At 56.9% G+C, this 23,389-nt stretch carries 22 protein-coding genes and 1 pseudogene; 8 read left to right on the top strand and 15 right to left on the bottom strand.

Annotated features, from left to right (window positions below; all coding sequences use genetic code 11):
• Positions 1-166: 166 nt before the first annotated feature.
• On the bottom strand, positions 167-487 hold the full coding sequence (locus LCH97_RS07000) for a hypothetical protein (RefSeq protein WP_227304386.1): 321 nt from the start codon (positions 485-487) through the stop codon (positions 167-169).
• Between the two features lie 224 nt (positions 488-711).
• Between LCH97_RS07000 and LCH97_RS06995 the strand changes: the two genes are divergently transcribed.
• From LCH97_RS06995 to LCH97_RS06970, 6 genes are all read left to right on the top strand, one after another.
• Positions 712-1,719 carry a hypothetical protein gene (locus LCH97_RS06995; protein WP_227304383.1) on the top strand — a complete coding sequence of 336 codons (1,008 nt, stop codon included), beginning with the start codon at positions 712-714 and terminating at the stop codon, positions 1,717-1,719.
• Positions 1,712-2,149, top strand: coding sequence for a hypothetical protein (locus tag LCH97_RS06990; protein ID WP_227304380.1), 438 nt, complete (start codon positions 1,712-1,714; stop codon positions 2,147-2,149). The genes LCH97_RS06995 and LCH97_RS06990 overlap by 8 nt, the downstream gene beginning before the upstream one ends.
• The gene (locus LCH97_RS06985; RefSeq protein ID WP_227304377.1) at positions 2,139-2,741 is read left to right on the top strand and encodes a hypothetical protein; all 603 of its coding nucleotides are present in this window, start codon (positions 2,139-2,141) and stop codon (positions 2,739-2,741) included. Before LCH97_RS06990 ends, LCH97_RS06985 begins: the two co-directional genes overlap by 11 nt.
• Before the next feature lie 134 nt (positions 2,742-2,875).
• Positions 2,876-3,544: a recombinase family protein gene (locus LCH97_RS06980; RefSeq protein WP_227304374.1), complete on the top strand. Its 669-nt coding sequence runs from the start codon at positions 2,876-2,878 to the stop codon at positions 3,542-3,544.
• 859 nt (positions 3,545-4,403) lie between these two features.
• Entirely contained in the window at positions 4,404-5,939 is a 1,536-nt protein-coding gene (locus LCH97_RS06975; protein WP_227304371.1) for a hypothetical protein, read from the top strand.
• Positions 5,940-5,942: 3 nt separating this feature from the next.
• Positions 5,943-6,548, top strand: a complete 606-nt coding sequence (locus LCH97_RS06970) for a hypothetical protein (protein WP_227304368.1) — start codon at positions 5,943-5,945, stop codon at positions 6,546-6,548.
• 118 nt (positions 6,549-6,666) lie between these two features.
• Here LCH97_RS06970 and LCH97_RS06965 read toward each other — a convergent pair whose 3' ends face one another.
• From LCH97_RS06965 to rlmD, 3 genes and pseudogenes are all read right to left on the bottom strand, one after another.
• Positions 6,667-7,665 carry a tyrosine-type recombinase/integrase gene (locus tag LCH97_RS06965; protein ID WP_255619307.1) on the bottom strand — a complete coding sequence of 333 codons (999 nt, stop codon included), beginning with the start codon at positions 7,663-7,665 and terminating at the stop codon, positions 6,667-6,669.
• A gap of 12 nt (positions 7,666-7,677) precedes the next feature.
• Positions 7,678-7,848, bottom strand: a pseudogene (locus LCH97_RS18850) (hypothetical protein); the annotation flags it as partial.
• A 114-nt stretch (positions 7,849-7,962) separates the two neighbouring features.
• A complete protein-coding gene (rlmD, locus tag LCH97_RS06960) occupies positions 7,963-9,558 on the bottom strand; it encodes a 23S rRNA (uracil(1939)-C(5))-methyltransferase RlmD (protein WP_227304362.1) in 1,596 nt (531 codons plus the stop codon).
• An 83-nt stretch (positions 9,559-9,641) separates the two neighbouring features.
• On the opposite strand from rlmD, the gene LCH97_RS06955 reads away from it, so the two are divergent.
• Positions 9,642-10,571 carry a L,D-transpeptidase gene (locus tag LCH97_RS06955; RefSeq protein WP_227304359.1) on the top strand — a complete coding sequence of 310 codons (930 nt, stop codon included), beginning with the start codon at positions 9,642-9,644 and terminating at the stop codon, positions 10,569-10,571.
• 60 nt (positions 10,572-10,631) lie between these two features.
• On the opposite strand, the gene LCH97_RS06950 is transcribed toward LCH97_RS06955, so the two are convergent.
• Complete coding sequence (locus LCH97_RS06950) at positions 10,632-11,309, bottom strand: methyltransferase (RefSeq protein WP_227304356.1); 678 nt, start codon at positions 11,307-11,309, stop codon at positions 10,632-10,634.
• A 303-nt stretch (positions 11,310-11,612) separates the two neighbouring features.
• Between LCH97_RS06950 and LCH97_RS06945 the strand changes: the two genes are divergently transcribed.
• Positions 11,613-12,047, top strand: a complete 435-nt coding sequence (locus LCH97_RS06945) for a hemerythrin domain-containing protein (RefSeq protein WP_227304353.1) — start codon at positions 11,613-11,615, stop codon at positions 12,045-12,047.
• A 3-nt stretch (positions 12,048-12,050) separates the two neighbouring features.
• Here the strand turns inward: LCH97_RS06945 and LCH97_RS06940 are convergent, their stop codons facing one another.
• From LCH97_RS06940 to LCH97_RS06895, 10 genes are all read right to left on the bottom strand, one after another.
• On the bottom strand, positions 12,051-12,332 hold the full coding sequence (locus tag LCH97_RS06940; protein WP_227304349.1) for a HigA family addiction module antitoxin: 282 nt from the start codon (positions 12,330-12,332) through the stop codon (positions 12,051-12,053).
• A gap of 145 nt (positions 12,333-12,477) precedes the next feature.
• Entirely contained in the window at positions 12,478-13,182 is a 705-nt protein-coding gene (cybH, locus tag LCH97_RS06935) for a Ni/Fe-hydrogenase, b-type cytochrome subunit (RefSeq protein WP_227304346.1), read from the bottom strand.
• Between the two features lie 209 nt (positions 13,183-13,391).
• Entirely contained in the window at positions 13,392-15,182 is a 1,791-nt protein-coding gene (locus tag LCH97_RS06930; RefSeq protein ID WP_227304343.1) for a nickel-dependent hydrogenase large subunit, read from the bottom strand.
• Positions 15,182-16,291, bottom strand: coding sequence for a hydrogenase small subunit (locus tag LCH97_RS06925; RefSeq protein ID WP_017508539.1), 1,110 nt, complete (start codon positions 16,289-16,291; stop codon positions 15,182-15,184). Before LCH97_RS06925 ends, LCH97_RS06930 begins: the two co-directional genes overlap by 1 nt.
• 391 nt (positions 16,292-16,682) lie before the next feature.
• Positions 16,683-17,261, bottom strand: a complete 579-nt coding sequence (locus tag LCH97_RS06920) for a HupE/UreJ family protein (RefSeq protein ID WP_227304340.1) — start codon at positions 17,259-17,261, stop codon at positions 16,683-16,685.
• A 320-nt stretch (positions 17,262-17,581) separates the two neighbouring features.
• On the bottom strand, positions 17,582-18,022 hold the full coding sequence (locus LCH97_RS06915; protein ID WP_227304337.1) for a GNAT family N-acetyltransferase: 441 nt from the start codon (positions 18,020-18,022) through the stop codon (positions 17,582-17,584).
• A 127-nt stretch (positions 18,023-18,149) separates the two neighbouring features.
• On the bottom strand, positions 18,150-19,478 hold the full coding sequence (locus tag LCH97_RS06910; RefSeq protein WP_227304334.1) for a sensor histidine kinase: 1,329 nt from the start codon (positions 19,476-19,478) through the stop codon (positions 18,150-18,152).
• Between the two features lie 8 nt (positions 19,479-19,486).
• Positions 19,487-20,932, bottom strand: a complete 1,446-nt coding sequence (locus LCH97_RS06905; RefSeq protein ID WP_227304331.1) for a nickel-dependent hydrogenase large subunit — start codon at positions 20,930-20,932, stop codon at positions 19,487-19,489.
• Positions 20,929-21,921: a hypothetical protein gene (locus LCH97_RS06900; protein WP_227304329.1), complete on the bottom strand. Its 993-nt coding sequence runs from the start codon at positions 21,919-21,921 to the stop codon at positions 20,929-20,931. Before LCH97_RS06900 ends, LCH97_RS06905 begins: the two co-directional genes overlap by 4 nt.
• Before the next feature lies 1 nt (position 21,922).
• Positions 21,923-23,359 (bottom strand): sigma-54 dependent transcriptional regulator, encoded by a 1,437-nt coding sequence (locus LCH97_RS06895; protein ID WP_227304326.1) that lies wholly within the window; start codon positions 23,357-23,359, stop codon positions 21,923-21,925.
• Positions 23,360-23,389: the final 30 nt, after the last annotated feature.

The following is a 23,389-nucleotide window of genomic DNA, read 5'->3' as shown; positions in this document are numbered from 1 at the left end:
GGGTTTGGGGAATGATTGGGTAATTCTTCCCCCGCAAACCCTTGCCCAATCAGGCAAGAGACCTGTCAGTGATGAGCTGAAGCAGCCAACAAAAAAGGACAGCCACCGGGGTAAACCGGTGCTGTCCTCAGTATTTGGCTTCAGCGTTTAGCTGCCGCCTTGGTGCTTACTCCGCCTGCTCGCTAGCGGTGTCACCACCAGCCTGGCGTGCTTCGAAAGCGGCGCGCTTTTCAGCGTTGGCCGCAGTGCGGGCCTGGAACTCGGCGGTGCGGGCGGCTTTGGCAGCCTGCTTTTCGGCTTTTTCGATGGCACGCAGCTCGGCCAGCTGGGTTTCACGCACTTCGCGGGCGGCAATGGCGATGGCACGGGCGGCATCGCGCTCGGCTTCTTCGCGTGCTTCCATTTCTGCTACTTCGGCGTGGGTCATGCACGGGCTGGTTTTTTCGAACCAGGCGATGGACTCCACGTGGCCGGTGTGCGGGAACATGTTCACGATGTGCTATGGGTGCAAAAAGAACTTTTGTATACGCTTGTCCAGCTCTGTGTTGGTCAAAATTTGGGATCCTACTGGGGGATTCTAGCACTTAAACATGGCAACAAGATCAAAGGCTTTGGTATGATGAGGGCATTCATTGGGTGTGCCTGAAGGTGCTTGTCACCATGATAAGAAATGTTAATCGCACCTAATACATCAATTGCTGGAGCTCTGCCGTGAATGCTAGAACAAATTCAATTCCTCAAAATTTAGCTGAGTTGGTAAGAAAGCACATCTCCCATTCTTTGCTATGTGATTTTTTAAAGGCGCATAAAAAGCCTGTAGCTAGGTCATGGGATGAAATTTTTGCGAAAAATAGCAATGAGCAGGTGTTCTTCTTAGATCTGCTGCGGGATGTTGTTTGTTTCGGCAATAAATCCATCTTCGCTTTTGATGCAAATGAGCATCTTATTGCTGAGCTTGAAGGTCTAAAAGTTTCAAGTATGTCTATTGAAACTGCGCTAAGTTTTGGTAGCGAGAACTATGCTTTAATTGATAAGAGAAATGACGGTAGATTTTATTCATATACATTTTGCCGTACGAGAATGGCTGGCGAAACACATGTACTTTCTGGGAATGACTTGATTCCTGAAACAAAGAGGAAATTGTGGACTCCTGATTCTGTTGTTAGAATTAAAACCAATGTTAGAGTTACCGTTTTTGATAGTGTCATTTACGATAGTCATAATGACATTTTGTATGTTATTATTGATAATAAAAAGTATACTTTTGAAGAAAGCGTCTATGAGTTGCAGGCGTCATTTATTACTGAGCTCAGGGGTGTTTGCCCATCTTTTTCTAAATTAAGCATGATAGATTTTTATCCGGCTATCGAGGGTATTTATCAGCAGCCAAATGAAGGGGTTATTCATAGGCTGGAGTTTGAATGTAATACTGGTGTGGTTCGAGATGAAAAACTAAAACCTGGTCAGCTTGATCTAAGAAATGAAGGTTACCATATACAAGGTAAGGCTGCTATTGGAGGTGGAATTCGTCCCTTTAAGATTGGAGTGACATGGTTGCCCAGCGCAGCTACTAAAACTGTCAGTCAAGTAGAATTTGAGATCCTAGGCACTCGTAAGCAACTTCACCGGCAAGGGGGTATGCATTGTGCTGTTTTAAGCTCCCAGGGTTCGTTTAATGAACTTGCATTCGCGCTACACAGAATAGCTTTATATGTCTAGTCAACAAGACAACCCTCTTTTGTGGGAAACGCTCACAAAAAACTATGGGCATCGTCGCCCACAGATTGAGGTCCTTTTTGCACTCTGTCTGAAATATCTTGGCTGCAAGCCACTGTATATTCCTGCGTACGAGTTGGAAGCGGTCATGGCTTCGGCTGGTGTTGATAAGAAAAAGTTCTGGAAAATTATTATAGATTTTCTTTGCGTTGAAAATAACTTGTTTGATTTAAAATTTCATCTAATCGATGATGATGATTGCTTCGATGTTAGTCACTCTGATATAGAGTCTGTTATTAATGGGGTTGATCTATATTTTGGCTCCAGAGTCTACTCACCCAAAGCAGCAGCAAGCATGATTTTTCCGTATTTATTGTCCAAGGATGACTTTCAGCTGCTTTGTAATCTGCAAGGTAATTCTAATGCGACATGACCTTGAAGATTTTCTCTCGCTGTATGGAGCGGTAGATCTGATACGCACTATGGAAATAATAGCCCCTGAAACAGAGGAAGTTTTTATCACTAGGCTTTATAAAGAGCTTGATGAAATAATCGTTAGCTTGGAGGCTGGTAAAAAAGAACGATCGGAAGATGGAGAAGACAGGTTATCGATAGAGATTGTTTCTTGCTTACAAAGAAGCGGTTATGTGGCTATGAAAGATCCAACGCAAGGCGGTCATGTTGATATGCTCGTTCAACCTAAACAACGCAGTGCCATGAAATGGTATGGTGAGGCAAAGATTTGGGATGGTGTTGCATACCTTCAAAGTGGAATGGATCAACTATTAGATAGGTATGCTACAGGCCGTCAAATATATCTTGGTTTTTTGGTCTATTTTAAAGAGCAGGGGATTGTGACTAAGATGAAAAAGTGGTTTGAGCATCTTTCGTTATTGCCAAAAACCTATTGTTGTAAATGTGAGCCTATCACAGATTTTTCATTTTCCAGTACGCATCCCCACTCTAGTGGTTCGAAAATATTAGTCAGGCATTTTTCAGTAAACGTTGAATGGTTAAGCAGCTGACTCCGTATTTTGTGAAGCGACCTTCATTTTGGAGGTCGTTTTTTTTATTTACCCGTAGACATTTACATTCCTGCTCTTGTTGACTAATATGACTACATATTAAATGAACGTTTTATATTGTAGTCGGAGGCGATATGAAGGTCGGAAAGTGTGTGGCTTACTACAGAGTGAGCACTACGAAGCAGGGACTTAGTGGTCTTGGACTTGAGGCGCAAAGACAGGCGGTAGCCAGTTTCTTAGCTAATGGCGCATGGGAGCTGATAGATGAATTTCAAGAGATAGAAACTGCTAAAGGCGCAAATGCTATCGATAAACGCCCCCAGCTAAAAGCGGCCCTTGGGGAGTGCAAAAAGCATGGGGCAACACTAGTCATAGCTAAGCTTGATCGATTGGCCAGGAATGTTCATTTTGTTTCGGGATTGCTAGAAACCGGTGTTGAGTTCGTTGCTGCTGATATGCCACAGGCTAACAAAGTAATGATCCAGATGCATGCAGTGATGTCAGAATGGGAGCGTGATCAAATTAGTGTACGTACGAAAGCCGCGTTGGCAGCAGCTAAAGCACGAGGCGTTCAACTTGGTAAGGCAGGTTCACAGAACCTGAAACCAAACATAGAAGATCGTCAAAAAGCATCTAAAGAGTTTTCAGAGAGACTCAGAGGTGTTTTTGTGGGGATGAAGGCTAGGCACCTATCACAACGAGCTATGGTCCAAGAGCTTAATCTATTGGGAATAAAAGCAGCCAAGGGAGGAGTATGGTCTCTACTCCAAGTACAGCGCATCCTAGCAAAGTTAAGCCTGTGAGATATCACCTTGCCTATTGATATTTCGAAATTGTGATTTGCTCTGGATAGCATACATCCTTCTTGCTAAGCAACAAAAGAAATACATAGCGCTTTCCCCAAAGTTTACAACTGACACCTAGGATATCCACCCTAGGCCCTCTTTAGATCATGCTATCGTAATTGCATATCAGATATTTTATATGCATTTTCTGTTGTTCGGCATGTCATTCTCCCTTCCAAAGCCCTCACTATGCACCGCTCAGCGGTGACTTCCAATAGTCTGCACCGCTAACCCACCTTGGGAATCCAGCATCAAATCTGGGACTTTTCTGTTCAAAAATCCTCTTCCCTTAAAAAAAATCAATTCAATTCAATATTCCAGATCGCAACGTTTCCTTTCCAACCTATAGCTTTTTGTGATATTGCGATTAATTTTTCATCAAAATATGACAATGATGGCGATATTTAATTTACACCTATGTTTAGAATTAGAGAGGAGTTTTATTTAACAAAACATATTTGATACCTGTTAAATAAATTTGCTGGAAATTTTTATTGCCAAATTTTTGATGATGGAACTATGATGCGGTCCTCACTGACCTCGCATAGGTTTTCTTTGAAATTGGTGCGCTCCTCTGATTAGCCTCGATGAGGAGTGGGAAGATTTTATGTAGTAGTTATTTACGCCCGAATTCGCCGGGCGAGGCGACTCCTGCGGAGGGCGTTGTTATCCAATTTGAGCTCTAGATTGCATTGGCAATAAACCTATAGTGCTTTTGCATGGCTATAGTTTTGTCTAAATTTCTCTATAAGCCTTTTAGACAAAATTAGACACTAACCCTGTTGGGTCTAGGCTTCGAGTAAGATACGTAAGGTATATGAGTAGAAAGAAAAAAATAAAGTTTATTACTGGTGTATGTGGTAGTGGTAAATCATATAACGTCATGCGAAATATTGCTGATAGCCCGACTGAGGGTAAGTATATCCTTGCCATGCCAACAAAGCAGATGGTTCACCAAACGGCAAATATTCTCCGCAGGAGCTTTGGATTATCCAATATTTATGGGCTGGTAAGTCACGATGGTGAACCAAGTGTCACTGAGCTATTTTCTATGGCTATTAGAGACTCTTCCAAAAGGCATGTAATTGTCTTGACTCATAAAGCTCTTGAGATGATTGGTAAGCGTATATTACTGGATGGCACGTTTTCAGAGATTTTGGGGGAATATGTCATTTTTGTTGATGAGGTTCCTTCTCCTATTTTGAGTGCTAGGGTTTCTGTCAGAGTTGTGGAGAATCATCGCTGGCTTGCTTATCTTCGTCCTGTCGAAATGGAACGATTTGAGCAGAAAAGATACTGGTTTCCACAAGATAGGAAAAGGTTAAAGAGCTTCTATTCTGATTATCAGAATGGTGATGAACATACGAAGAATGCGATATGGATTGCTCTGGCTGGTTGCCCACTTATACGAAGTCGGGTTTCTGGCGGGGGGTTTGTTATTCATGGTTATGCACCAAGCCCTATTATGCAAATTGCTAGGTTCTGTAAAGACTTCTATCTCATGTCTTCAAATGTTGTAAATTCTCCATTTGCTAGAGTTGCATGCGAGTGGTATGGAATGGAGCTGGAGTCTGCTCCTGATATCTTACAGCCAGATGCAGCTAGAAATAGGCATGATTCAAAAAGAATATTGTGCCATGCAATTCTAAAAAAACGAGCTGGTTTGTCTAGTATCGCAAAAAATGGAATTTTTGAAGATATATGTAAGGAGTCCAAGCGGTTGCTCACTAGTGATTTTATATACGCTACTAATGCGAATAAGTCAGGTGCACTCGATTGTAAATTTAAGTCTATCGCTGATGGGGTATTTTCAGGTGTTGGCGTTAGAGCGGCTTATGTTAGTCATGGGCTCAATATTTTTGGAGGCGCTAATGTACATGGGTACTCTGAGCACGAGCTTGAAACCCAAGGTTTTCATGATATTGAGTTATATAGAAATGGTTTTCAGAAGGCAATTTGGCTAGGTGTTTCAAGACTCAATGGGGAAGTAAAGTCACATCTAAAAGAGGTTTGCCAATTTCTCGGGGGTGATCCAGTAAATATCATTGATGCGATTGAGGTATTCAATAGCTTTGAAGCAGCGTATCAGTTTTGCTTGCGTACAAAGTTGCGGGACGCAAGCTCTAACGCTCCTGTTGAATTTGTCTTTATTGATAAGCCCACAATGGACTACTTCGTAAATAATTACGCGCCAGATGCTAAGGTTGGCAATGTTGGTCTCGTTGGTCTGAATTCCAAAGCGGATGAAACATATATAATAGTGCAGAGATTGAAGGTTTTAGGCTTCTCAAAGTCTGAAGTGCAGCGGGAGACTGGTTTTAGTAGGGCAACTGTTTATAATCATTGGAATTGAATTATGTCTGTCTGGATTGGTGAATGTTTTAAGAATAAATATGAAAATTATGCTGAGGTAGTTGAGTGGGTTGACGAAAATAAATCTATAGTTGTCTTTGCAGATTTTCAAACTGGTTCTAAGGTTTATTTGGAGATCGATAATTCCAAGCTAATTAGCAGGAAGTTTAAGTCGCCTTTTGATCGGGTGATTAACGGGTTGGGTTATGTAGGACATGGTGAGTACACTCCCAAAGATTGTGCCAAGTGCTATCGGGCATGGAAAAGTAGGATTTATTTGGCGACTGCTTTTAATTATAAAAATAATCTGTCTTATGTGGGGACTGGGATTAGTGATGAGTTCCTTTGTTTTCAGAATTTCGCCAAATGGTGGCATTCTCAAGTTGGATGTGATGAAGAAGACTTTCATGTTGATAAAGATTTGTTTTCTGGTGGATATAAGGTGTACTCTGCTGAGACTTGCTGTCTTATTCCTCCGGAAATTAACTATGCCTTGTCTCGTGTCAATGGTGCGAAAAAGAACAAGGTTCTATCTGATTTGGCTCATAAGTACAAGAGTCGAATTGAGCCTAGAGTTTTCGAGGCATTGATTTCTTATAATAAGTCTTGATTTTCTTCATAAATGACCCCTAAATATTGTATTTTTCCGATTGGAAAGCTGCAATAAATAGGGGTTTTATTTTTTAAGCTGTTGATTTTTCTGTGTTTGGCTAAGCAGATGTAGTGTGTTAAATAGGTGTTTTGTGTATTTCGTCAGTATTGCTGGTGTTGTATATTAGGTTGTTAATGTGTGAGCAGATTTTTTGCATTGGCGATTTGAGATCGTCTACATTTAATCTAATGTAATGCAATTGAGTTATGTCAGAGCCTGCGTGATGATTTAGAAGTGCTTTAATGGTGTAGGCGTTGATGTTTATTTTGGTTGCTTGTGATGCAAAAGTTCTTCTCAGTGTATGTGCTGAGAAGGGTATGTTCACTAATTTTGATATGCTGGAGCACCAATTTTTAGCTTGTGCTGGAAACAACGGAGTGCTGTTAGCCTTGCCCTTACATAGCTCAATTAGGACATTCATTAGATGTGTGCTAATCGGTAAAGTGTGTGGTTTCCCATTCTTTGTGTTGTCAATTTTGATGGTTTTGCATTTTTGGTCGATGGATGAAGGAGTGAGTCTTAGAAGTTCTGATAGACGAAGCCCTGTATAAAGCCCTGTGAGGATGAAATTCTTTTTTTGTTCTCTGAGCTTGTTTAAATTTCTTCCGAGTTCTTGAATTTGACTATCAATTAATACGTCATCCTTTGCTTTTGTTTTTTTCTTTTCTCCTGATGCGGCTAGTGCTGTGAAAATATCGGGAAGTTCAATTTCTTGTGTAGCACTCCACCAGCGCCATAGTGCTTTAATGAGAGATAAAGCAGCATTCGCCTTGGCAACTGAGATTTTACTTTTTAGTCCAGAGTATATAGCTCTTACTGTTTTCGATGTCAAAGCTGTGAGAGGCTGATTTATATAGGCCGAAAGATATAGCCGTAATGTCTTGCCGTAGGTAGCAAGCGTGGTCGATCTTAATTGCTTTGACTTTGTGTACTCTTCGTACACTTCTTGGAGCGTTGGTGTGGTGGGCAGTGTTGGGGCGGGATTTGAAGTGGCAGTGCTAGTACCAAGAGCGTAGGTATCTCTGTTCAGTTGAAGCCAGTGAGTGCAACGCGCCCTTGCTAAGTCAGCGCTCACGATAGGCCATGTTCCAAGCTTAACGCTGACACGCTCTCTATTGATGGTAGACCGGAAGTACCAGACCTTCGCCCTTCGTCCTACGCGTAAAGTAAACCCCGGAAGCCTCGTGTCTTTGTACTCAACACGGTCAACCGGGGTCTTTAGTCTAGCGATTGCACTATCAGTTAGATGAATCTTCATGGTTCGCTCTGGGGTAAAACTGGGGTCGAGCGATACAAAAATCATCTAATGCAGTCGGTGGCCCTATCGGAACAGTCGCCTAGTGACGGAACTCTGTAGCTGCCGCCTTGGTGCTTACTCCGCCTGCTCACTACCCGCATCACCACCAGCCTGGCGGGCTTCGAAAGCGGCGCGCTTTTCCGCGTTGGCCGCAGTGCGGGCCTGGAACTCGGCGGTGCGGGCGGCTTTGGCAGCCTGCTTTTCGGCCTTTTCGATGGCACGCAGCTCGGCCAGCTGGGTTTCTCGCACTTCGCGGGCGGCAATGGCGATGGCACGGGCGGCGTCGCGCTCGGCTTCTTCGCGCGCTTCCATTTCCGCTACTTCGGCATGGGTCTTGCACGGGCTGGTTTTTTCGAACCAGGCAATGGACTCCACGTGGCCGGTGTGCGGGAACATGTTCACGATGCCGGCCGATTTCAGCGTGTAGCCCTTGGTGTGGACCAGAATGCCGGCGTCGCGTGCCAGCGTGGACGGGTTGCACGATACGTACACTAGGCGCTGTGGGGCGGTTTCCTCGGTAAAGGCTTTTACCAGCTGGATGGCGCCGTCGCGTGGCGGGTCGATCAGCATTTTGTCGAACTTGCCCAGCGCTGCCAGCGATTCTTCGGTCACGTCGAACAGGTTGGCCATCTCGTAGCTCACCTTGTCTTGCAGGCCGTTGTGGGTGGCGTTTTCCACGGCGCGTTTTACCAGCGCCTGGCTGCCTTCCATGCCGTGCACGGTGGCGCCGCTACGGGCGATCGGCAGGGTGAAGTTGCCGATGCCGCAGAACATGTCGGCAATGCGTTCGCCGGCTTGCGGGTCCAGCAGGCGCAGGGCGCGGGCGACCATCACGTTGTTGATGTCCGGGTTGACCTGGGTGAACTCGGTGGGGTAGTACGGCATTTCCACGTTGAAGTCGGCCAGGCGGTAGGTCAGGCGTGGTGCGTCCAGCGGGTAGATGGGGTAGCAGGTTTCCGGGCCTTTGGGCTGCAGCCACATTTGCAGCGGGCGGCCTGGCTGGCTGTATTGGTCGGAAAAGCCTTTCAGGATGGCGAAGTCGTCATCGGTGATGGCGTCCATATTGCGGAACACCAGGATGTCCACGTCCGAGCCCACGGCCACTTCTACCTGCGGCATGCGGTTGTTGATGGACAGCTGGTAAATCATCTGGCGCAGCGGGGTAATCAGCGCCGAGATGTGCTTGGGCAGAATGTGGCACTCGTTCATGTCGGCGATGAAGCTGGAGCGCTTTTCATGGAAACCTACCAGCACGCCGCCTTTTTTCTCTACCAGGCGGGCAGACAGGCGGGCGCGGTGGCGGTAGCCCCAGGCCGGGCCGGCGATAGGGGTCATGACCACTTGCGGGCGAACCTTGCCGATGCGGGCCAGGTTGTCTTCCAGCACGCGCTGTTTGATGGCCACCTGGGCGGTAAACTCCACGTGCTGCATGGAGCAGCCACCGCATACGCCATAGTGCGGACAGGATGGCTGGGTGCGCATGTAGCTGTCTTTCAACACATCTACCGCTACCGCGTTCTCGTAGCTGGGTTTTTTACGGAAGCTGCTGTAAGTAACTACTTCGTAAGGCAGTGCGCCTTCGATAAATATTGTCTTGCCTTCGACGTGGGCAACACCACGTCCTTCATGGTCCAGGGATTCGATCTGGGCGATTTGTTGCTGTTGAGTCATTGTTTTTTAAAGTCAAAATGCGTTGGCAAAGGCGGCAATTGTCGCAGAAACCACAGCAAAACGCACGGTGCCCGGTTGGCCGCATGGCAATACAACAAATCGGTCTGCATCTGCTACCATCCTCGCTATTGCAACCTGTTCAAAGTACCAAATTGACACTCAAGCCCAGCCTTGCCCTCTTTGCCTTCATCAGTAGCACTGTATGGGCGTCCACCCCCGAGCCGGATGTCGATATCGCCCCCCTGGGCCAGCATCTGGTGGTGAACCTGCCGCAAACCCGTGTGTTGCTGTATCAGGATGGCGTTTTGCTGCGCAGTTACCCGGTAGCGGTGGGCAAGCAGATCACGCGTACGCCTACCGGCAGCTACAGCATTACCGGTATTCACCGTGACCCGACCTGGCATGTCCCCAAGTCCATCCAGGCGGAAATGGCCAAAAAAGGCCAGCCGGTGAAAACCGAAGTACCACCTGGGCCGGATAATCCGCTGGGCAAGGTATTCATCCGTTTTGGCGAGCCGCGTCTGGGCCTGGGCTTTCACGGTACCAACCAGCCAGGTAGCGTGCCCGGGGTGCGTAGCCATGGTTGTGTCCGCTTGAAAAACGAGAATGCGCTGGCCTTGGCCGACTGGGTGAATAATGGCGCCCAGGTGACCATTGCCTACCAGCCTCTGGTGTTGAACGAGGACGAGGCCGGCGAGCTGTGGCTCACCGCCTATCGTGATATCTACGGCATGAAAGACCCGTCCTACCGCCACCTGGCCAACACACTGCTGGAATGGCAACGCGACAAGTCCAAGGTGCTGCATGGTGCCCGTGTGGATGTGGCGATACGCGAACGCACCGGCAAGCCGGTATGCCTGTCGTGCAAGGATGCCGCCAGCGCCACCATTACCGGCGGCCTCAGCATCAAGCGCTGGCTCAGCGTAGACCCGGAGCCCTCGCAGCAGGAGGCAACCGTGCCGGTACAGGGGCGTGCCTTGCAAAGCAAGGCGCCTGTTGTGAGCCCAGGCTAGTATCCGTTCAAGCCAGCCTGACAGTAAAAAGCCCACCTTTGCGGTGGGCTTTTGCATGGGCTAGCACACGCTGGCTGGTGGCAGGCTGCGCTGGTAGTGCAGCAGGCGGCCACGATAGGGTGTGCCGTCCCACAACGGGGCTTCGATCATGGTTTCGCTCAGTGTAAAGCCCAGCAAGGCCATCTGGCGGTGAAACAGGCTGCGGTTGCCACGGTTCGGGTCGATGATGATGACCTGGGCGGCTGGGGCGGCATGCAGGGCAATAAATGCGGCCAGGGTCAGTGGCTGGTCGCGCTCGTACAGCACATCGCTGCCGATAATCAGGTCAAACTCGCCCAGGCCCGGGTTGCTGTGCCCCCAGTTACCGGTAAGGTAGGGCAGCGGCGGCAGCGCATTCAGCGCCACGTTGGCCGCCAGAAAACCTGCGGTGAGCGGGTGGCAGTCGCTGGCGGTGATATTGCCGGCACGGCGCTGTATCACCAGGCTGGCCAGCCCCAGTCCGCAGCCAATTTCCAGAATGCGCTGCGTACCCAGTTCCCAGTCTTGCATCAGGTCGGCCAGCTTTTGTGCAGATGGCCATACCAGGCCAAATAGCGGCCAGCTGGCTTCGGAAATACCCAGCGCGGCGGCTTCGCCTAGCGGGTCGGCGTACTGCTGGTTGTCCAGCAAGGAACGGATGACGAGATCGGGGGCCCCAGCCACGCGAACGTGCTGGGTTTTTACTGTATAGCCTGGCATGGCAAACCTTTGGTGCGGTACGAGCTGGACTCTATGTGCGTCGAACAGACGTCGCGACCAAAGGGCAGAGGCGATGCTTGGGCGATGAGAACATCGGGTAAAGCAGGCGGGAAACGGAAAAATACGAGGCCGCATGGTAGCACAGTCTGCCCCGCAGGCCTGTGCTGGCCTGTTTTTCTCATGCTGTGCGGGTAGGTGGGCCCGTATTTGATCCGCGTCAGTTGCGGGTGCCCCCGCAGTGCAATACTGAAATCAGCCCGTACAGCACGGTGCTGCCAGGGCTACCAGGACACTGGATACCCGATGAAACCAGAAGACTATCTGATACAGACACACCACCATTGCCAGCAGTTGTTCCAGGCCTTGCAGTGCCATATAGCACAGCAGCACTGGGTGCCGGCACAGCAAGCCTGCCACGATTTTTGTGCCGAGCTGGATAGCCATTTTGCCGACGAAGAGCAGGTACTGTACCCGCTGTACGAACAGTTAAATGGCCAGCAGAACGGGCCCACCGAAGTGATGCGGTATGAACACGAGCAGCTGCGCGAGCTGATGGAAGCGCTGTACCAGGCCGTACAGCAGCGCGATGAAGCCGTATGCGCCCCCTTGGCTGGCGTATTGCAACGCCAGCTATGGCAGCACCATAGCAAGGAAGAAAGCATCCTGTACCCGTTTTGCCGGCTTAGTACCGCTGATCTGCTTGCATTGCGTTGGCCGGGTGTCCCGGCCGGGGGCTGAGTATCAAGCCGCGTGCTGCAGCTTGCGCCTTGCCTGCGCCAGGTCCCAGTCACCTTGCAGGTCCAGCCAGAAGCGCGGCGGCAGGCCAAACAGCAGCGAGAGCCGCAGCGCGGTATCGGGGGTAATGCCGCGGTGGCCCTGGATGATTTCGTTCAGGCGGCGGCGCGACAGCCCCAGCCGGCTGGCGGCATCGGTTTGTGTCAGGCCGGCAGGCCGCAAGAAGCGGCTGTGTAAAAAGCGCCCCGGGGCGATGGGGGTTCGGGCGGTAAGGATTTTGTGTGCCATGCGGCCAACCTTTGAAAAAATGGCCGGGGTTTCCCCCGGCCCAACTTACCCACACACTCTACAACTATCGTTTGCCGGCACCGCCAGGCGGGCCAGCGTGTAGCTACAGGGCCTGCGTGACAGCAAGACGCTGTCACGGCCAGCCCTAATCCTTGAACATGCGAAAGCCGCTGATCATGGTAGACACCATGCTCTGCTTGGACATGATGTCCTCGCGGATGGCGGCGTACACGTGGATCATCACGAACAGCAAAATCGCCCACATGCCCAGCCGGTGCCAGCTGTGCACGTCCATGCTGTTGCCAAAGGCCACAATCACCCAGTTAAAGGCGGTATGCGCCCAGCTGCCATCGCCCGTGCCTTCGCCGTACAGCGCAAAGCCGGTGGCGCACATGAACAGCGTGGCCCAGATAAAGCTGGCCATGGCGATCTGGCCTACCGGGTTGTGGCCGATGTACTTCTTGGGGTAGCGCTCGATAAACAGATACCAGCGGATTTCAAAGAAGAATTCCTGCCACCAGGCCTTGTCCCACACCGGTACCAGAATGATCTCGCGCGCGTGGTGGTTGCCGACAATGGCCCAGTACAGCCGCCCCACCAGCCCCACCGCCAGCACGTAGCCGGCAGCAAAGTGGGCAAAGCGGATGTAGCCCATCACATAGCGGAAGGTGGCCTCACCCGGCACGCTGGGTAGCGGCTTGCCGATAAAATAGCCGGTGAGCGACAGCGTGATGATGCACAGCACCGTCACCCAGTGCCACAGCCGTACCGGCGCCTCATACACGTAAACCGACGTTACCTTGCGGCCCAGCCCTTGTGGGGCGTTGCCGTCAAAACCATAGCTTTTCATCGCTTGCTCCTGAGTCTGTGCCACCCCCCCGCTACGTGCTGCAGTAGCGTGGCCGTGGCCGCTGCTCTGAATGAACCGGCAGCGCCGCGGCAGGGGATTGCAGCCCCCGCCGCGGGCCATTCCGGCGATCCGGCCGCCGCCGGGGTGTGCGGTGGCGGCAGCCGGGTCTGGGGGCCAAAGGTTGGCCGCATGCGGCCAACCCGATGCGTTTAGCGCACTTGTACTTTCACGAGCTCGCCGCCGTCATCGCCGATAACGTGGGTAGAGCAGGCCAGGCACGGGTCGAAGCTGTGCAGCGTGCGCAGGATCTCCAGCGGCTGGTCCGGCACCGCCATCTTGGTGCCCATCAGCGAGGCTTCGTAGGCGCCGATCTGGCCCTTGTCGTCGCGCGGGCCGGCGTTCCAGGTGGTGGGTACCACGCACTGGTAGCTGTCGATCTTGGTGTTTTCAATCTTCAGCCAGTGGCCCAGCGCGCCGCGCGGCGCCTCGGTAAAGCCCACGCCTTTCACCGATGCCGGCCAGGTGGACGGGTCCCATTTTTCGACGTTGGCGGTAGCGGTGTCGCCGTTCTTGATGTTGGCGATCAGCTGGTCGTAGAAGCTGGCCATCTGGCGCGCCGCCCACACCGATTCCAGCGCGCGCGCGGCGGTGCGGCCGTTGGTGGAGAACATCACGTCCAGCGGCGCGTTGAAGTGCTTGAGCAGCGCGTCTACCGGCTCCTTGAACTCCGGCTTGTTCTGATGGTAGCCGATCAGGTAGCGCGCCAGCGGGCCTACCTCCATCGCGTGGCCTTTCCAGCGCGGCGACTTGATCCACGAATACTTGGCCGACTCGTCCAGCGACTCGATGCGCGTCTTGGTGCCTTTGTGGTTCGGCCCCAGCTCGAATCTGGGCTCGGTGATGCCATCAAACGGGTGCAGGCCTTTCTTGTCGTCGCCGTAGCTGTACCAGCTGTGGGTAACGAACTCCTGGATCTCGTCCGGCGCGTACAGGTCTACCGGGTGGATCTCGCTGAACTTGCCGTTGATGATGGCGCCGCGTGGCAGCAGCAGGTTGGCCGCACTGTAGTCGTTGGCCTTGTCGGGGAAATCGCCGTACGACAGCACGCTCTGGCTGGCCAGGCCGCCGCCGATCTTGAACCACTCCGGGTAGAAGCCGGCAATGGCGATCACGTCCGGCACGTAGACTTGCTCGCAGAATTCGATGGTGCGGTCGATTACCTGTTTTACCAGGTTCAGGCGTTCCATATTGATGGCACCCACCGCGCCGGTGTCGTCCACGTTGATGGCGCACGGCATGCCGCCTACCAGCCAGTTCGGGTGCGGGTTCTTGCCGCCGAAAATGGTGTGGATCTTGACGATTTCCTTCTGGAAATCCAGCGCTTCCAGGTAGTGCGCCACCGCCATCAGGTTGGCTTCCGGCGGCAGTTTCATCGCCGGGTGGCCCCAGTAGCCGTTGCGGAACGGGCCTAGCTGCCCGCTTTCCACAAAGCGCTTCAGCCGCGACTGCAGGTCGCGGAAGTAGCCGGGGCTGGACAGCGGCCAGTTGGAGATGCTTTGCGCCAGCTCGCTGGTTTTCTTGGGGTCGGCTTTCAGCGCCGACACCACGTCTACCCAGTCCAGCGCGTGCAGGTGGTAGTAGTGCACCAGGTGGTCGTGCACGTACAGCGCGGCCTGCATCAGGTTGCGGATCAGGTTGGCGTTGGCCGGGATATTGATCTTCAGCGCGTCTTCCACGGCGCGTACCGAGGTCAGCGCGTGGGTGCCGGTGCATACGCCGCAGATGCGCTCCACAAACGCCCAGGCGTCGCGCGGGTCGCGGCCTTTCAGGATCACTTCCAGCCCGCGCCACATGGTGCCGGTGGATACCGCGTTGGTGATGATGTTGTTGCTGTCCAGGTTCACTTCGCAGCGCAGGTGGCCTTCGATGCGCGTTACCGGGTCTACCACCACGCGGCGGCCGCTGTTGTCCAGGGTAAAGCCTTGGGTCTGGTAGGCCATTACACGTTCTCCTTGTTCTTGTTCTGGGTGTCGTCAAGCGGCTTCAGGTCCTGCTTTTTCAGCACCGTGCTCTTGATGGCGCTGACCGCCGCGTGCGCGGCAATGGCCGCCCCCACACCGCCGGCTACCGTCATGCCGATCTGGTCGGCGTTGGCCTCGATGCCGAACTGCGGAATGCTGGTGACGCGGTCGTAGAACGAGCCCTTGTCCCAGAAACCATCTTCCGAACAGCCTATGCAGCCGTGGCCGCTTTGCACCGGCCAGCTCACGCCGCCGTTCCAGCGTACGGTGGAGCAGGCGTTATAGGTGGTGGGGCCTTTGCAGCCCACCTTGTACAGGCAGTAGCCCTTGCGCGCGCCTTCGTCGTCCCAGCTTTCCACGAACTGGCCGGCGTCGAAGTGCGGGCGGCGGTAGCATTTGTCGTGAATGCGCTGGCCGTAGAACATCTTGGGGCGGCCCTGGCGGTCCAGCTCCGGAATACGGTCGAAGGTGACCATATAAGTGATCACGGCGGCCATCACTTCGGGGATGGGCGGGCAGCCCGGCACCTTGATGATGGGCTTGTCCAGAATCACCTGGTGTACCGGCGTGGCGCGGGTGGGGTTGGGCTTGGCGGCCTGCACGCAGCCCCAGCTGGCACAGGAGCCCCAGGCGATCAGCGCCTTGGCGTCGGCCGATACGCGCTTCAGTTTTTCCACGAAGGGCTCGCCGCCGGGGAAGCAGAACATGCCGTCCTCGTTCAGCGGCGGGTTGCCCTCGATGGCCACGATGTACTCGCCTTTGTGCTTGGCCATGATCTCTTCGAGGATGGCTTCGGCCTGGTGGCCGGCAGCGGCCATGATGGTGTCGTCGTAGTCCAGCGAGATCAGCGACAGGATGGCGTCCTTCGCCAGCGGGTGCGCCGAGCGGATGAACGACTCGGTGCAACAGGTACATTCCAGCCCGTGCAGCCAGATCACCGGCGTACGCGGTTTGGTTTCCAGTGCCTGGGCAATGCGCGGCACAAATGCCGAACCCAGGCCCATCGAGGTGGCGGTGAGGCTGCAGAACTTCAGAAAGCTGCGGCGGGTAACACCCTGGCGCCGCATGGCCTGGTAGAAAGTCTCCATCGTGGTCTCTGCCTTATTCTGTTTTATAGGGGGGTGGTTACAACATGGGTGGCAGCCTGTTACAAGAAGCGTGCCAGCTTGATGGTGTGCGCAAGTGGCTGTTTTTGCTTGGTTTTGCTGGTGGTGTTACGGCGGGGTGGTAAGCGGCTTTGCAGTGGGTGCGGCCAACTGGCTGCCAGCTGTGCGGCAGGGGCGGGCAAAAAAATACCGGGCAGGCGCGGGGGCGGCCTGCCCGGCTGTTGTCATGCATAACAACCAGGTTTGGATGGAGGAGTGTGAGCGGCAATACCACTCGTGCAGCGCCCGTCGGGCAGGCGCTGCGCGCGGGGTACAACCAGCCTTGGCTAGATAGGCATGCGCCGGCCGTTTTCAAGCCCGGCCGGCAACAGAATTACAGGCTGGACGCCAGCAGCCAGGCACCGCTGGCGGCAATGGCGGCGCCGGTAGCGCGAACCCACAGGCTGGCGCGGGCCAGCAGGGTGTGGCCAGCCACCAGGCCGCCAGCGTGCAGTGCGGCGGTTGCCAGCACGAAACCGGCCATATAGCCGGCCAGGCTGCCGGCCGGCGCTTCGGCGCCGTGGGCATGGCCGTGTACCAGGGCAAAGGCGGCAATCAGCGGTAAGCCGATGCTGGCCTGCACGCGGCTACCGGCGGCTACCATCAGGCCCAGCACCAGTACCGACAGCGCAATGCCTGGCTCTACCGCAGGCAGGTTGATACCGGCAGCGCCCAGCAGGCAGCCGCCCAGCATGGCCAGCACAAAAGTCGCCGGTGCCGCCAGGCGTACCTTGCCCTGGTGGGCTGCGGCCCACAGGCCGACGGCCACCATGGCCAGCAGGTGGTCCAGCCCGCCTACCGGGTGTGCCATGCCGGTCAGCAGGTTAAATGTATCGTTGTGGCCGGTGTGGGCCAGCGCGGGCAGGGCGGCCAGGCTAAGGGTGCCAGCCAGCAAGCTGCGGGTCGGGGTCATTGGTGTCTCCAGGTGGATGCGTGTCTTGCCCGTTTTAGCCCGGGCATGGTGGCGGCACTGCAGGAAGCATGCCAGCCCCGGGTAAGGCTGGCAGGCGGGGCAAGTGGCTGTTTTTCAAGGGGATGGGGCTGAGCTGTAACGGCTAGCGTTACAACGGCTGGCAAGCGGCTTTGCACTATGGTGCGCCAGCCGGTAGCCGCCTTTGCTGGCGGGGTGTCATCGCGCTGTCACGCCAGCGCGCTACAGTGGCCGCCGTTCTTCAGGTTTTGTCCCGTGCGTTTCTGCCTTGTGCGGCCTGCCATGCAGGCCGTTTTCTTTTGCTAAGGCGCTGGCGGCAGCGGGCAGCTTAGCCCCAGCAAGACGCCATCCTGGCGTACCACGCTAAAGCCTTCCCGTATGTAAAAGCCCAGCGCGCGGCTGTCGTGAAACGTGCGTACCCGTAGCTCGCTATGCCCGGCGGCTTGCTGTCGCAGCCAGGCCAGCGCCTGTGCGCCCAGACCACGGCCTTGCCACGCCGGTAGCAAGTGCAGCTCGGCCAGATACACGGCGCTGGCTTCTGGCCGGTAGCCGATGATGCCGACACGGGTGTTACCCAGCTGCAGCCAGTGGAAGCGGGTGTCGGCGGCGCGCAGCCGGAAGGCGGCACTATCCCAGGCCAGCTGGTGGCGCTGGTAGTGCTCGGCCATCGCGTTGCGGACAAGGCTGTCGATGGCGGTCAGGTCGTCGCTGTCGGCGGGCGGGAAGGTGAGCATGGTGGTCATGGCGGTGGTGCCAAGGTTGGCCGCAGTGGCGGAACAGCCATACTAACGGCCATCGTAGCGTCATGTCGCGCCGCCATGCTGCGCGCGGCGCCAGGGGCTTAACCCGGTGCCGCTCTCCTTGCCACGGTCAGCCTGCTTGCGGCAGCGTCAGCGTAAAGCAGGCGCCGCCTTCTGGCAGGTTGGCCGCAGACAGCGTGCCGCCGTGCTGCTCCACGATGCCGTAGCTGATCGACAAGCCCAGGCCGGTGCCTTTGCCCACCGGTTTGGTGGTAAAGAACGGGTCGAAGATACGCGCCAGGTTGGCCGCGGCAATGCCGGGGCCGTTGTCGGCCACGCTCAGGCTCACCTGGTGTTGCCCGCTGGCCAGCGTTAGTGTCAATGCGGGTGCCGCTTGCGTTTCTACCGCGTCGTAGGCGTTCTGGATCAGGTTTACCAGCACCTGCTGCAGCTGGTTGGCCGAGCCGGTGACCCACTGCGCGCCATCCAGCCCGTGGCAGTGCACATCGACGCGGTGCGGTGCCGCCTGGCCTACCCAGTGCAGCGCACGCTGCACCGCTTCGGCCAGGTTCACACGCTGGCGGGTGTCGGTTTCGATGGCAGAAAAGCGTTTCAGCGCGTCCACAATCGCGCTGCTGCGCTGCGCGCCTTCCATCAGCCCGTCCAGCAGCGAGGGCAGGTCGGCCAGCAGGCGGTCGATCTTCAGGTGCTGGCGTAGCGTGGCCGCGTCGGGGTTGGCCGCGTGCACGGCGGCCAGGTACTGCTGCAGCTTGCCAGCGTAGCGCTGCATGGCGTGGGTGTTGCCCACGATGAAGCTGATTGGGTTGTTCAGCTCGTGCGCCACGCCGGCCACCAGCCGCCCCAGCGACGCCATTTTTTCGGCCTGCACCAGCTGCGCCTGTGCCGCCTTCAGCGCCTCGTGCGCTTGTTTCAGCTCGGCGTAGGCTCGTTTGAGCTCGCCCACCGGGCGGCCCACCGCCACAAAGCCGCTGTAGCGGCGCTCGCCGTCGAACAGCGCGCTGACATTCCAGGTGACCGGTATCGATTCGCCGTTGTGGGCGATCAGCGCAATTTCGATATCGCTGCCCTCGGCATTGCCTGCGGCCAACCTGTGCAGTAGCAGCTCGCGCTCGGCCTCGCCCGGCACCAGGTCGGTGAGTTTGCAGGCGGTGAGCAGGCTTTCGCTCAGCCCGGTTAGCGACACCATGGCGCGGTTCACCTGGCGCACCTGGCCCAGCGTGTCGCATACCACCATCACGTCGGTCATGGCTTCCAGCACGCCTTCGGTAAAACGGTGCGCGTCGGCCAGCTCGCGGTGCTTGGCTTCCAGCGTTTCCTGCGATTGCACCAGCTCGGTGTACACCTGGTCCATGCGGCGTATCACGTCTATCCAGGCTTCTTCGGCCAGCTCGCCACCCAGGCGGGTGGCTTCGGCGCTGCTAATGAGTTTGTCGGGCATGGGGTCCTCTACTGCACCGTGCACACCTGGCACGGGTCGAAGCTGCGCACGATGTGCTGCACCGCTAGCGCTTGCGCGTCGTCGGCCACGGTGCCCAGCAGGGCGGCTTCCAGCGGGCCGGGCTGGCCGCCGCTGTCGCGTGGCGAGAAGTTCCAGGTAGTGGGCGCAATGATCTGGTAACGCTGGATGCGGCTGCCGTCCAGCGTCACCCAATGGCCCAGCATGCCGCGTGCCGCCTCGGTCAGGCCTTCGCCGCGGGCGTACAGCGGGTGCGCCGGCAGCGCAGTCTGGAACGGCGCGTCCAGCTCGATGGCGGCTAGCCACGCCTGCATCTGCAGCACCAGCAGCGCCATTTCGCGCACCCGTGCCAGCACGCGGGTGTACACGGTGCTGCCTTGCGCCTGCACCAGCGTGGTGGTCAGCCGGTCGCGGCGCAGCAGGGCGCGGGCGATGGCGCCGGTTTGCGCCGGCTGCCCACCCAGCCGTGGTGCCTTGCTCCAGCTGTAGGCGTCGGTTTTATCCGGCACCGGCAGCGTGTCGTCGTCAAACGGGTGGGTGGGGCCGTAGTCCACCAGCCAGGCGTGGCGGCTGTGTTCGCGGATCAGCGCGGTATCCAGTATGTCGGTTTTACCTTGCTGCCATACGCCGGCCGGCGCCCAGGCGCTGCTGCCTTCGCCTTCCAGGTAGGCCGGGCCGGCAATCAGCGGCGCGTCGCAGCGGCCCAGCGTGGCCAGGCCCAGGCTGTCTGCCAGCAGCAGAAAGCGCGCCAGGTCGGCCTGCGGCTGGCGGCTGGCGTAGTCGGCCAGCGCTGCCGGGCTGTCCCAGGCGGCCACGTCCTGCAGCGGCACGCCGTAGGTGTGTTGTTCCAGAAAGCGGCGGAAGGCTGCCAGCCATTGCCCCAGCCGCACGCGTTCGGCGGCGCTGACGGTGCGGCTGACGCCGCCGGGCTGGATCACCATGGTGTGCGGCCAGTGGCCGGCCAGCGTGCCCATGAAGCGCATCAGCGTGGCGCGTGCGGCCAACATCGGCGCGTGGGCGCTGCCTTCTACCGCCTTGAAGCGGGCGCGGATATCCGCGTGCCAGCCGTGGCCGGCGTAGGCGTCGCGGGCAAAGTCCGGCATGAAAAACAGGTAGAAATGCGACAGGTGGTCGGCCACGTTTTCCACCGCGTGGATCAGGTTGGTGACGCGTTCGCCATTGGCCGGCGGCGTCACGTGGTACAGCTGCGCCAGCGCGCGCGCGGCGGCAACCGACTGCGACACCGAGCAGATGCCGCAGATGCGCGGCACGATGGCCAGCGCGTCCATCGCCTGGCGGCCTACCAGAATGCGTTCGAAGCCGCGAAACAGCCCGCTGGTGGCTTCGGCGGCGGCTACCTTGCCGTCTTGCAGCTCCAGCGTCAGGGTAAGGTCGCCTTCCACACGGCCCAGCGGGCCCAGTATGCGTCGTGTCATGGGGTGTTTTTCTTGGGTAGCGACGGTGGCATGGTGATGCGGTCCTGTGTGGCGTTAACCTTCACCCGTGTGGGCGTGGCCGACTTGGACAGCGTGGACAGCGCCACAAACCAGGCCTTGGGCATGTCGGTGGGCAGGCCCACCGGGAAGCCGGCAATCTTGGGCGTGTCGAAGAAGCCGTGGCCGGGGTCGGCAAAGTCGGGCGCGGTGCAGTTGATGCACGGGTAGCCGCCGGTGAGGCAGGAGCCTTCGCCGTTCCACGGCCGGATATTGCAGTCGGCGTGCGCCTGCGTGCCCTTGCAGCCGACAAACTCCATCAGGCAGCCTTGCTGCCCGGGCGCCTCGGCGCTGGCCTTGAATTCGTAAAACTCGTTCTTGTCGCAGCCGTGGTGTACCAGCTTGTCGGCGTAGAAGCGTGGCCGGCCCAGCGGGTCCAGGTCGCTGGCGGCCAGCGCGTCGGCGGCCAGCAGCGCCAGCGTTTCCAGCACCCAGCCCGGGTGGGTGGGGCAGCCGCTGATGTTCACCACCGGCAAGCCGCTGCTGCCGGCAAAGCCGCTACCCAGCAGGCCGCCGGGCTGGCTGCCCTGCCACGCGAGGCCCGTGGCGCCGGTGAGGTTGTCGCCGGCGGCGGTAATGCCGCCGTAGGCGGCGCAGGTGCCCACCGCCACCACGTAGCGGGCGCGGGCGGCCAGCGCTGCGATCTGCCGGTAGTAGGGCTGGTGTTCGGCACCGCTGATGTGGAAGCGGCCGTCCGCCCCCAGCATCACCGAGCCTTCCAGGCACAGGATGTCAATGCCGTCTGCGGCCAACCCTGCCAGCAGCGGCGCCACCTCGTCGCCGCTGGCTTCGGTCAGCGACGGGTGGTAGGCCAGGCGGATGCCGCTGTCGGCCAGCGCGGTAAAGAAGTCGGGGCTTTCCGCGCACAGCGCCGACAGCGTACAGCCGCCGCAGCCGCCGCTTTGCAGCCAGACCAGGGTTTTGCTCGTCATGTCATTCCAGCCCGTAGCGCGTCAGCTTGCTGCGCAGGCCTACCCGCGACAGGCCCAGTTCTTCGGCGGCGCGGGTCTTGTTCCAGCGCTGGCGGGTAAGGGTTTCCTTGAGGATGCGCTTTTCCAGCGCCTCCAGCCGCGTTTTGAGGTCGCCCTCGATGCCGGCGAGGAACGCCAGCTCGGCCACCTGTTCTTCGGCAGCGGCCTGCAGCACTTCGGGCGACAGCAGCTCGGCGCCCAGCGCGTCGCCGTCGGCCAGCACCAGCATGCGGTTCAGCTCGTTGCGCAGCTGGCGCACATTGCCTGGCCAGCGGTACAGCCGCAGCGCGTCCTGCGCGTCGGCCAGCAGCGTCAGGCCGGGGCGCTGGTAGTGGCGGCGGGCGTCGTCCAGCAGCTTTTCGGCAATCAGCGGAATATCGGCCGGCCGCTCGCGCAGCGGCGGCACGGTGACGGCAAACGCCGACAGCCGGTAGTACAGGTCTTCGCGAAAGCGCCCCTCGCGCACCAGCTCGGCCAGCTTGCGGTTGGTGGCCGATACCACGCGCACGTCCACCTTCAGCGGGCGCGGGCTGCCCACCGGGCGGATCTCGCCTTCCTGCAGCACGCGCAGCAGCTTGGCCTGGAAGGCGGGCGAGGTTTCGCCGATTTCATCCAGAAAGATGGTGCCGCCGTCGGCCTGCTGGAACAGGCCTATGTGGTCTTGATAGGCGCCGGTAAAGGCGCCCCGCTTGTGGCCGAACAGCTCGCTTTCCAGCAGCTGCTCCGGCATGGCGGCGCAGTTTTCCACCACGAAGGGGCGGTCGCGGCGGTGGCTGGCGTAGTGCAGCGCCCGCGCCAGCAGCTCTTTGCCCACGCCGGATTCACCCTCGATCAGCACCGCAATGTCGAAGCCGGCCACGCGTTCCAGCAGCTCGCACACTTTGTCTAGCGGGCTGCCGGCGGCGCGGGTGATGTTGGCCATCGCGTTACGGGCCTTCAGCTCGCGGCGCTTGCCGTCCACCCGGCCTTGCAGCCACGGCGCCGAAGTTTTCAGCTCCACGTTCAACAGTTCGTTGTCCTGCTGCAGGCGGAACAGCTCGGCGGCGCCCTGTACGGTGAGCAGCAGGCTTTCCGGGTGCCAGGGCTTGAGCAGGTACTGGTAGATGCCGGCTTCGTTGACGGCGGCAATGATGTCGGCGTTGTCGGTGTAGCCGGACAGGATGATGCGCACCACCTGCGGGTGGCGCTCGCGCACGCGGCGCAGCAGCGCCACACCGGTCATGTCCGGCATGCGCTGGTCGGTGACGATCACCTGGATGAATTCGCTTTCCAGGATGGCCAGCGCCTCGTCGGCACTGCTGGCGGTAAACAGCGTGAAGTCGTCTTCCAGCGTGCGCTGCAGCGCTTCCAGCGAGCGGATTTCATCGTCCACCAGCAAAACGGTAGCTTGGGGGCTCATGGCGTGTCTTTCAGGGGCATGGGCGTATTG

The sequence above is a fragment of the Vogesella sp. XCS3 genome, assembly GCF_020616155.1.
In the GTDB taxonomy this organism is placed as follows: Bacteria; Pseudomonadota; Gammaproteobacteria; order Burkholderiales; family Chromobacteriaceae; genus Vogesella.
The sequence above is the reverse complement of the archived record's forward strand: the minus strand, read 5'-3'. Positions and strand labels throughout refer to the sequence as shown.

What these genes read in the sequence shown, in the direction of transcription:
- LCH97_RS07000 (WP_227304386.1), bottom strand. Translation starts at nt 487, where the DNA reads ATGTTCCCGCACACCGGCCACGTGGAGTCCATCGCCTGGTTCGAAAAA.
- LCH97_RS06925 (WP_017508539.1), bottom strand. Translation starts at nt 16,291, where the DNA reads ATGGAGACTTTCTACCAGGCCATGCGGCGCCAGGGTGTTACCCGCCGC.
- LCH97_RS06930 (WP_227304343.1), bottom strand. Translation starts at nt 15,182, where the DNA reads ATGGCCTACCAGACCCAAGGCTTTACCCTGGACAACAGCGGCCGCCGC.
- LCH97_RS06905 (WP_227304331.1), bottom strand. Translation starts at nt 20,932, where the DNA reads ATGACACGACGCATACTGGGCCCGCTGGGCCGTGTGGAAGGCGACCTT.
- LCH97_RS06975 (WP_227304371.1), top strand. Translation starts at nt 4,404, where the DNA reads ATGAGTAGAAAGAAAAAAATAAAGTTTATTACTGGTGTATGTGGTAGT.
- LCH97_RS06900 (WP_227304329.1), bottom strand. Translation starts at nt 21,921, where the DNA reads ATGACGAGCAAAACCCTGGTCTGGCTGCAAAGCGGCGGCTGCGGCGGC.
- LCH97_RS06950 (WP_227304356.1), bottom strand. Translation starts at nt 11,309, where the DNA reads ATGCCAGGCTATACAGTAAAAACCCAGCACGTTCGCGTGGCTGGGGCC.
- LCH97_RS06920 (WP_227304340.1), bottom strand. Translation starts at nt 17,261, where the DNA reads ATGACCCCGACCCGCAGCTTGCTGGCTGGCACCCTTAGCCTGGCCGCC.
- LCH97_RS06970 (WP_227304368.1), top strand. Translation starts at nt 5,943, where the DNA reads ATGTCTGTCTGGATTGGTGAATGTTTTAAGAATAAATATGAAAATTAT.
- rlmD (WP_227304362.1), bottom strand. Translation starts at nt 9,558, where the DNA reads ATGACTCAACAGCAACAAATCGCCCAGATCGAATCCCTGGACCATGAA.
- LCH97_RS06910 (WP_227304334.1), bottom strand. Translation starts at nt 19,478, where the DNA reads ATGCCCGACAAACTCATTAGCAGCGCCGAAGCCACCCGCCTGGGTGGC.
- LCH97_RS06985 (WP_227304377.1), top strand. Translation starts at nt 2,139, where the DNA reads ATGCGACATGACCTTGAAGATTTTCTCTCGCTGTATGGAGCGGTAGAT.
- cybH (WP_227304346.1), bottom strand. Translation starts at nt 13,182, where the DNA reads ATGAAAAGCTATGGTTTTGACGGCAACGCCCCACAAGGGCTGGGCCGC.
- LCH97_RS06940 (WP_227304349.1), bottom strand. Translation starts at nt 12,332, where the DNA reads ATGGCACACAAAATCCTTACCGCCCGAACCCCCATCGCCCCGGGGCGC.
- LCH97_RS06945 (WP_227304353.1), top strand. Translation starts at nt 11,613, where the DNA reads ATGAAACCAGAAGACTATCTGATACAGACACACCACCATTGCCAGCAG.
- LCH97_RS06895 (WP_227304326.1), bottom strand. Translation starts at nt 23,359, where the DNA reads ATGAGCCCCCAAGCTACCGTTTTGCTGGTGGACGATGAAATCCGCTCG.
- LCH97_RS06955 (WP_227304359.1), top strand. Translation starts at nt 9,642, where the DNA reads ATGGCAATACAACAAATCGGTCTGCATCTGCTACCATCCTCGCTATTG.
- LCH97_RS06980 (WP_227304374.1), top strand. Translation starts at nt 2,876, where the DNA reads ATGAAGGTCGGAAAGTGTGTGGCTTACTACAGAGTGAGCACTACGAAG.
- LCH97_RS06990 (WP_227304380.1), top strand. Translation starts at nt 1,712, where the DNA reads ATGTCTAGTCAACAAGACAACCCTCTTTTGTGGGAAACGCTCACAAAA.
- LCH97_RS06915 (WP_227304337.1), bottom strand. Translation starts at nt 18,022, where the DNA reads ATGACCACCATGCTCACCTTCCCGCCCGCCGACAGCGACGACCTGACC.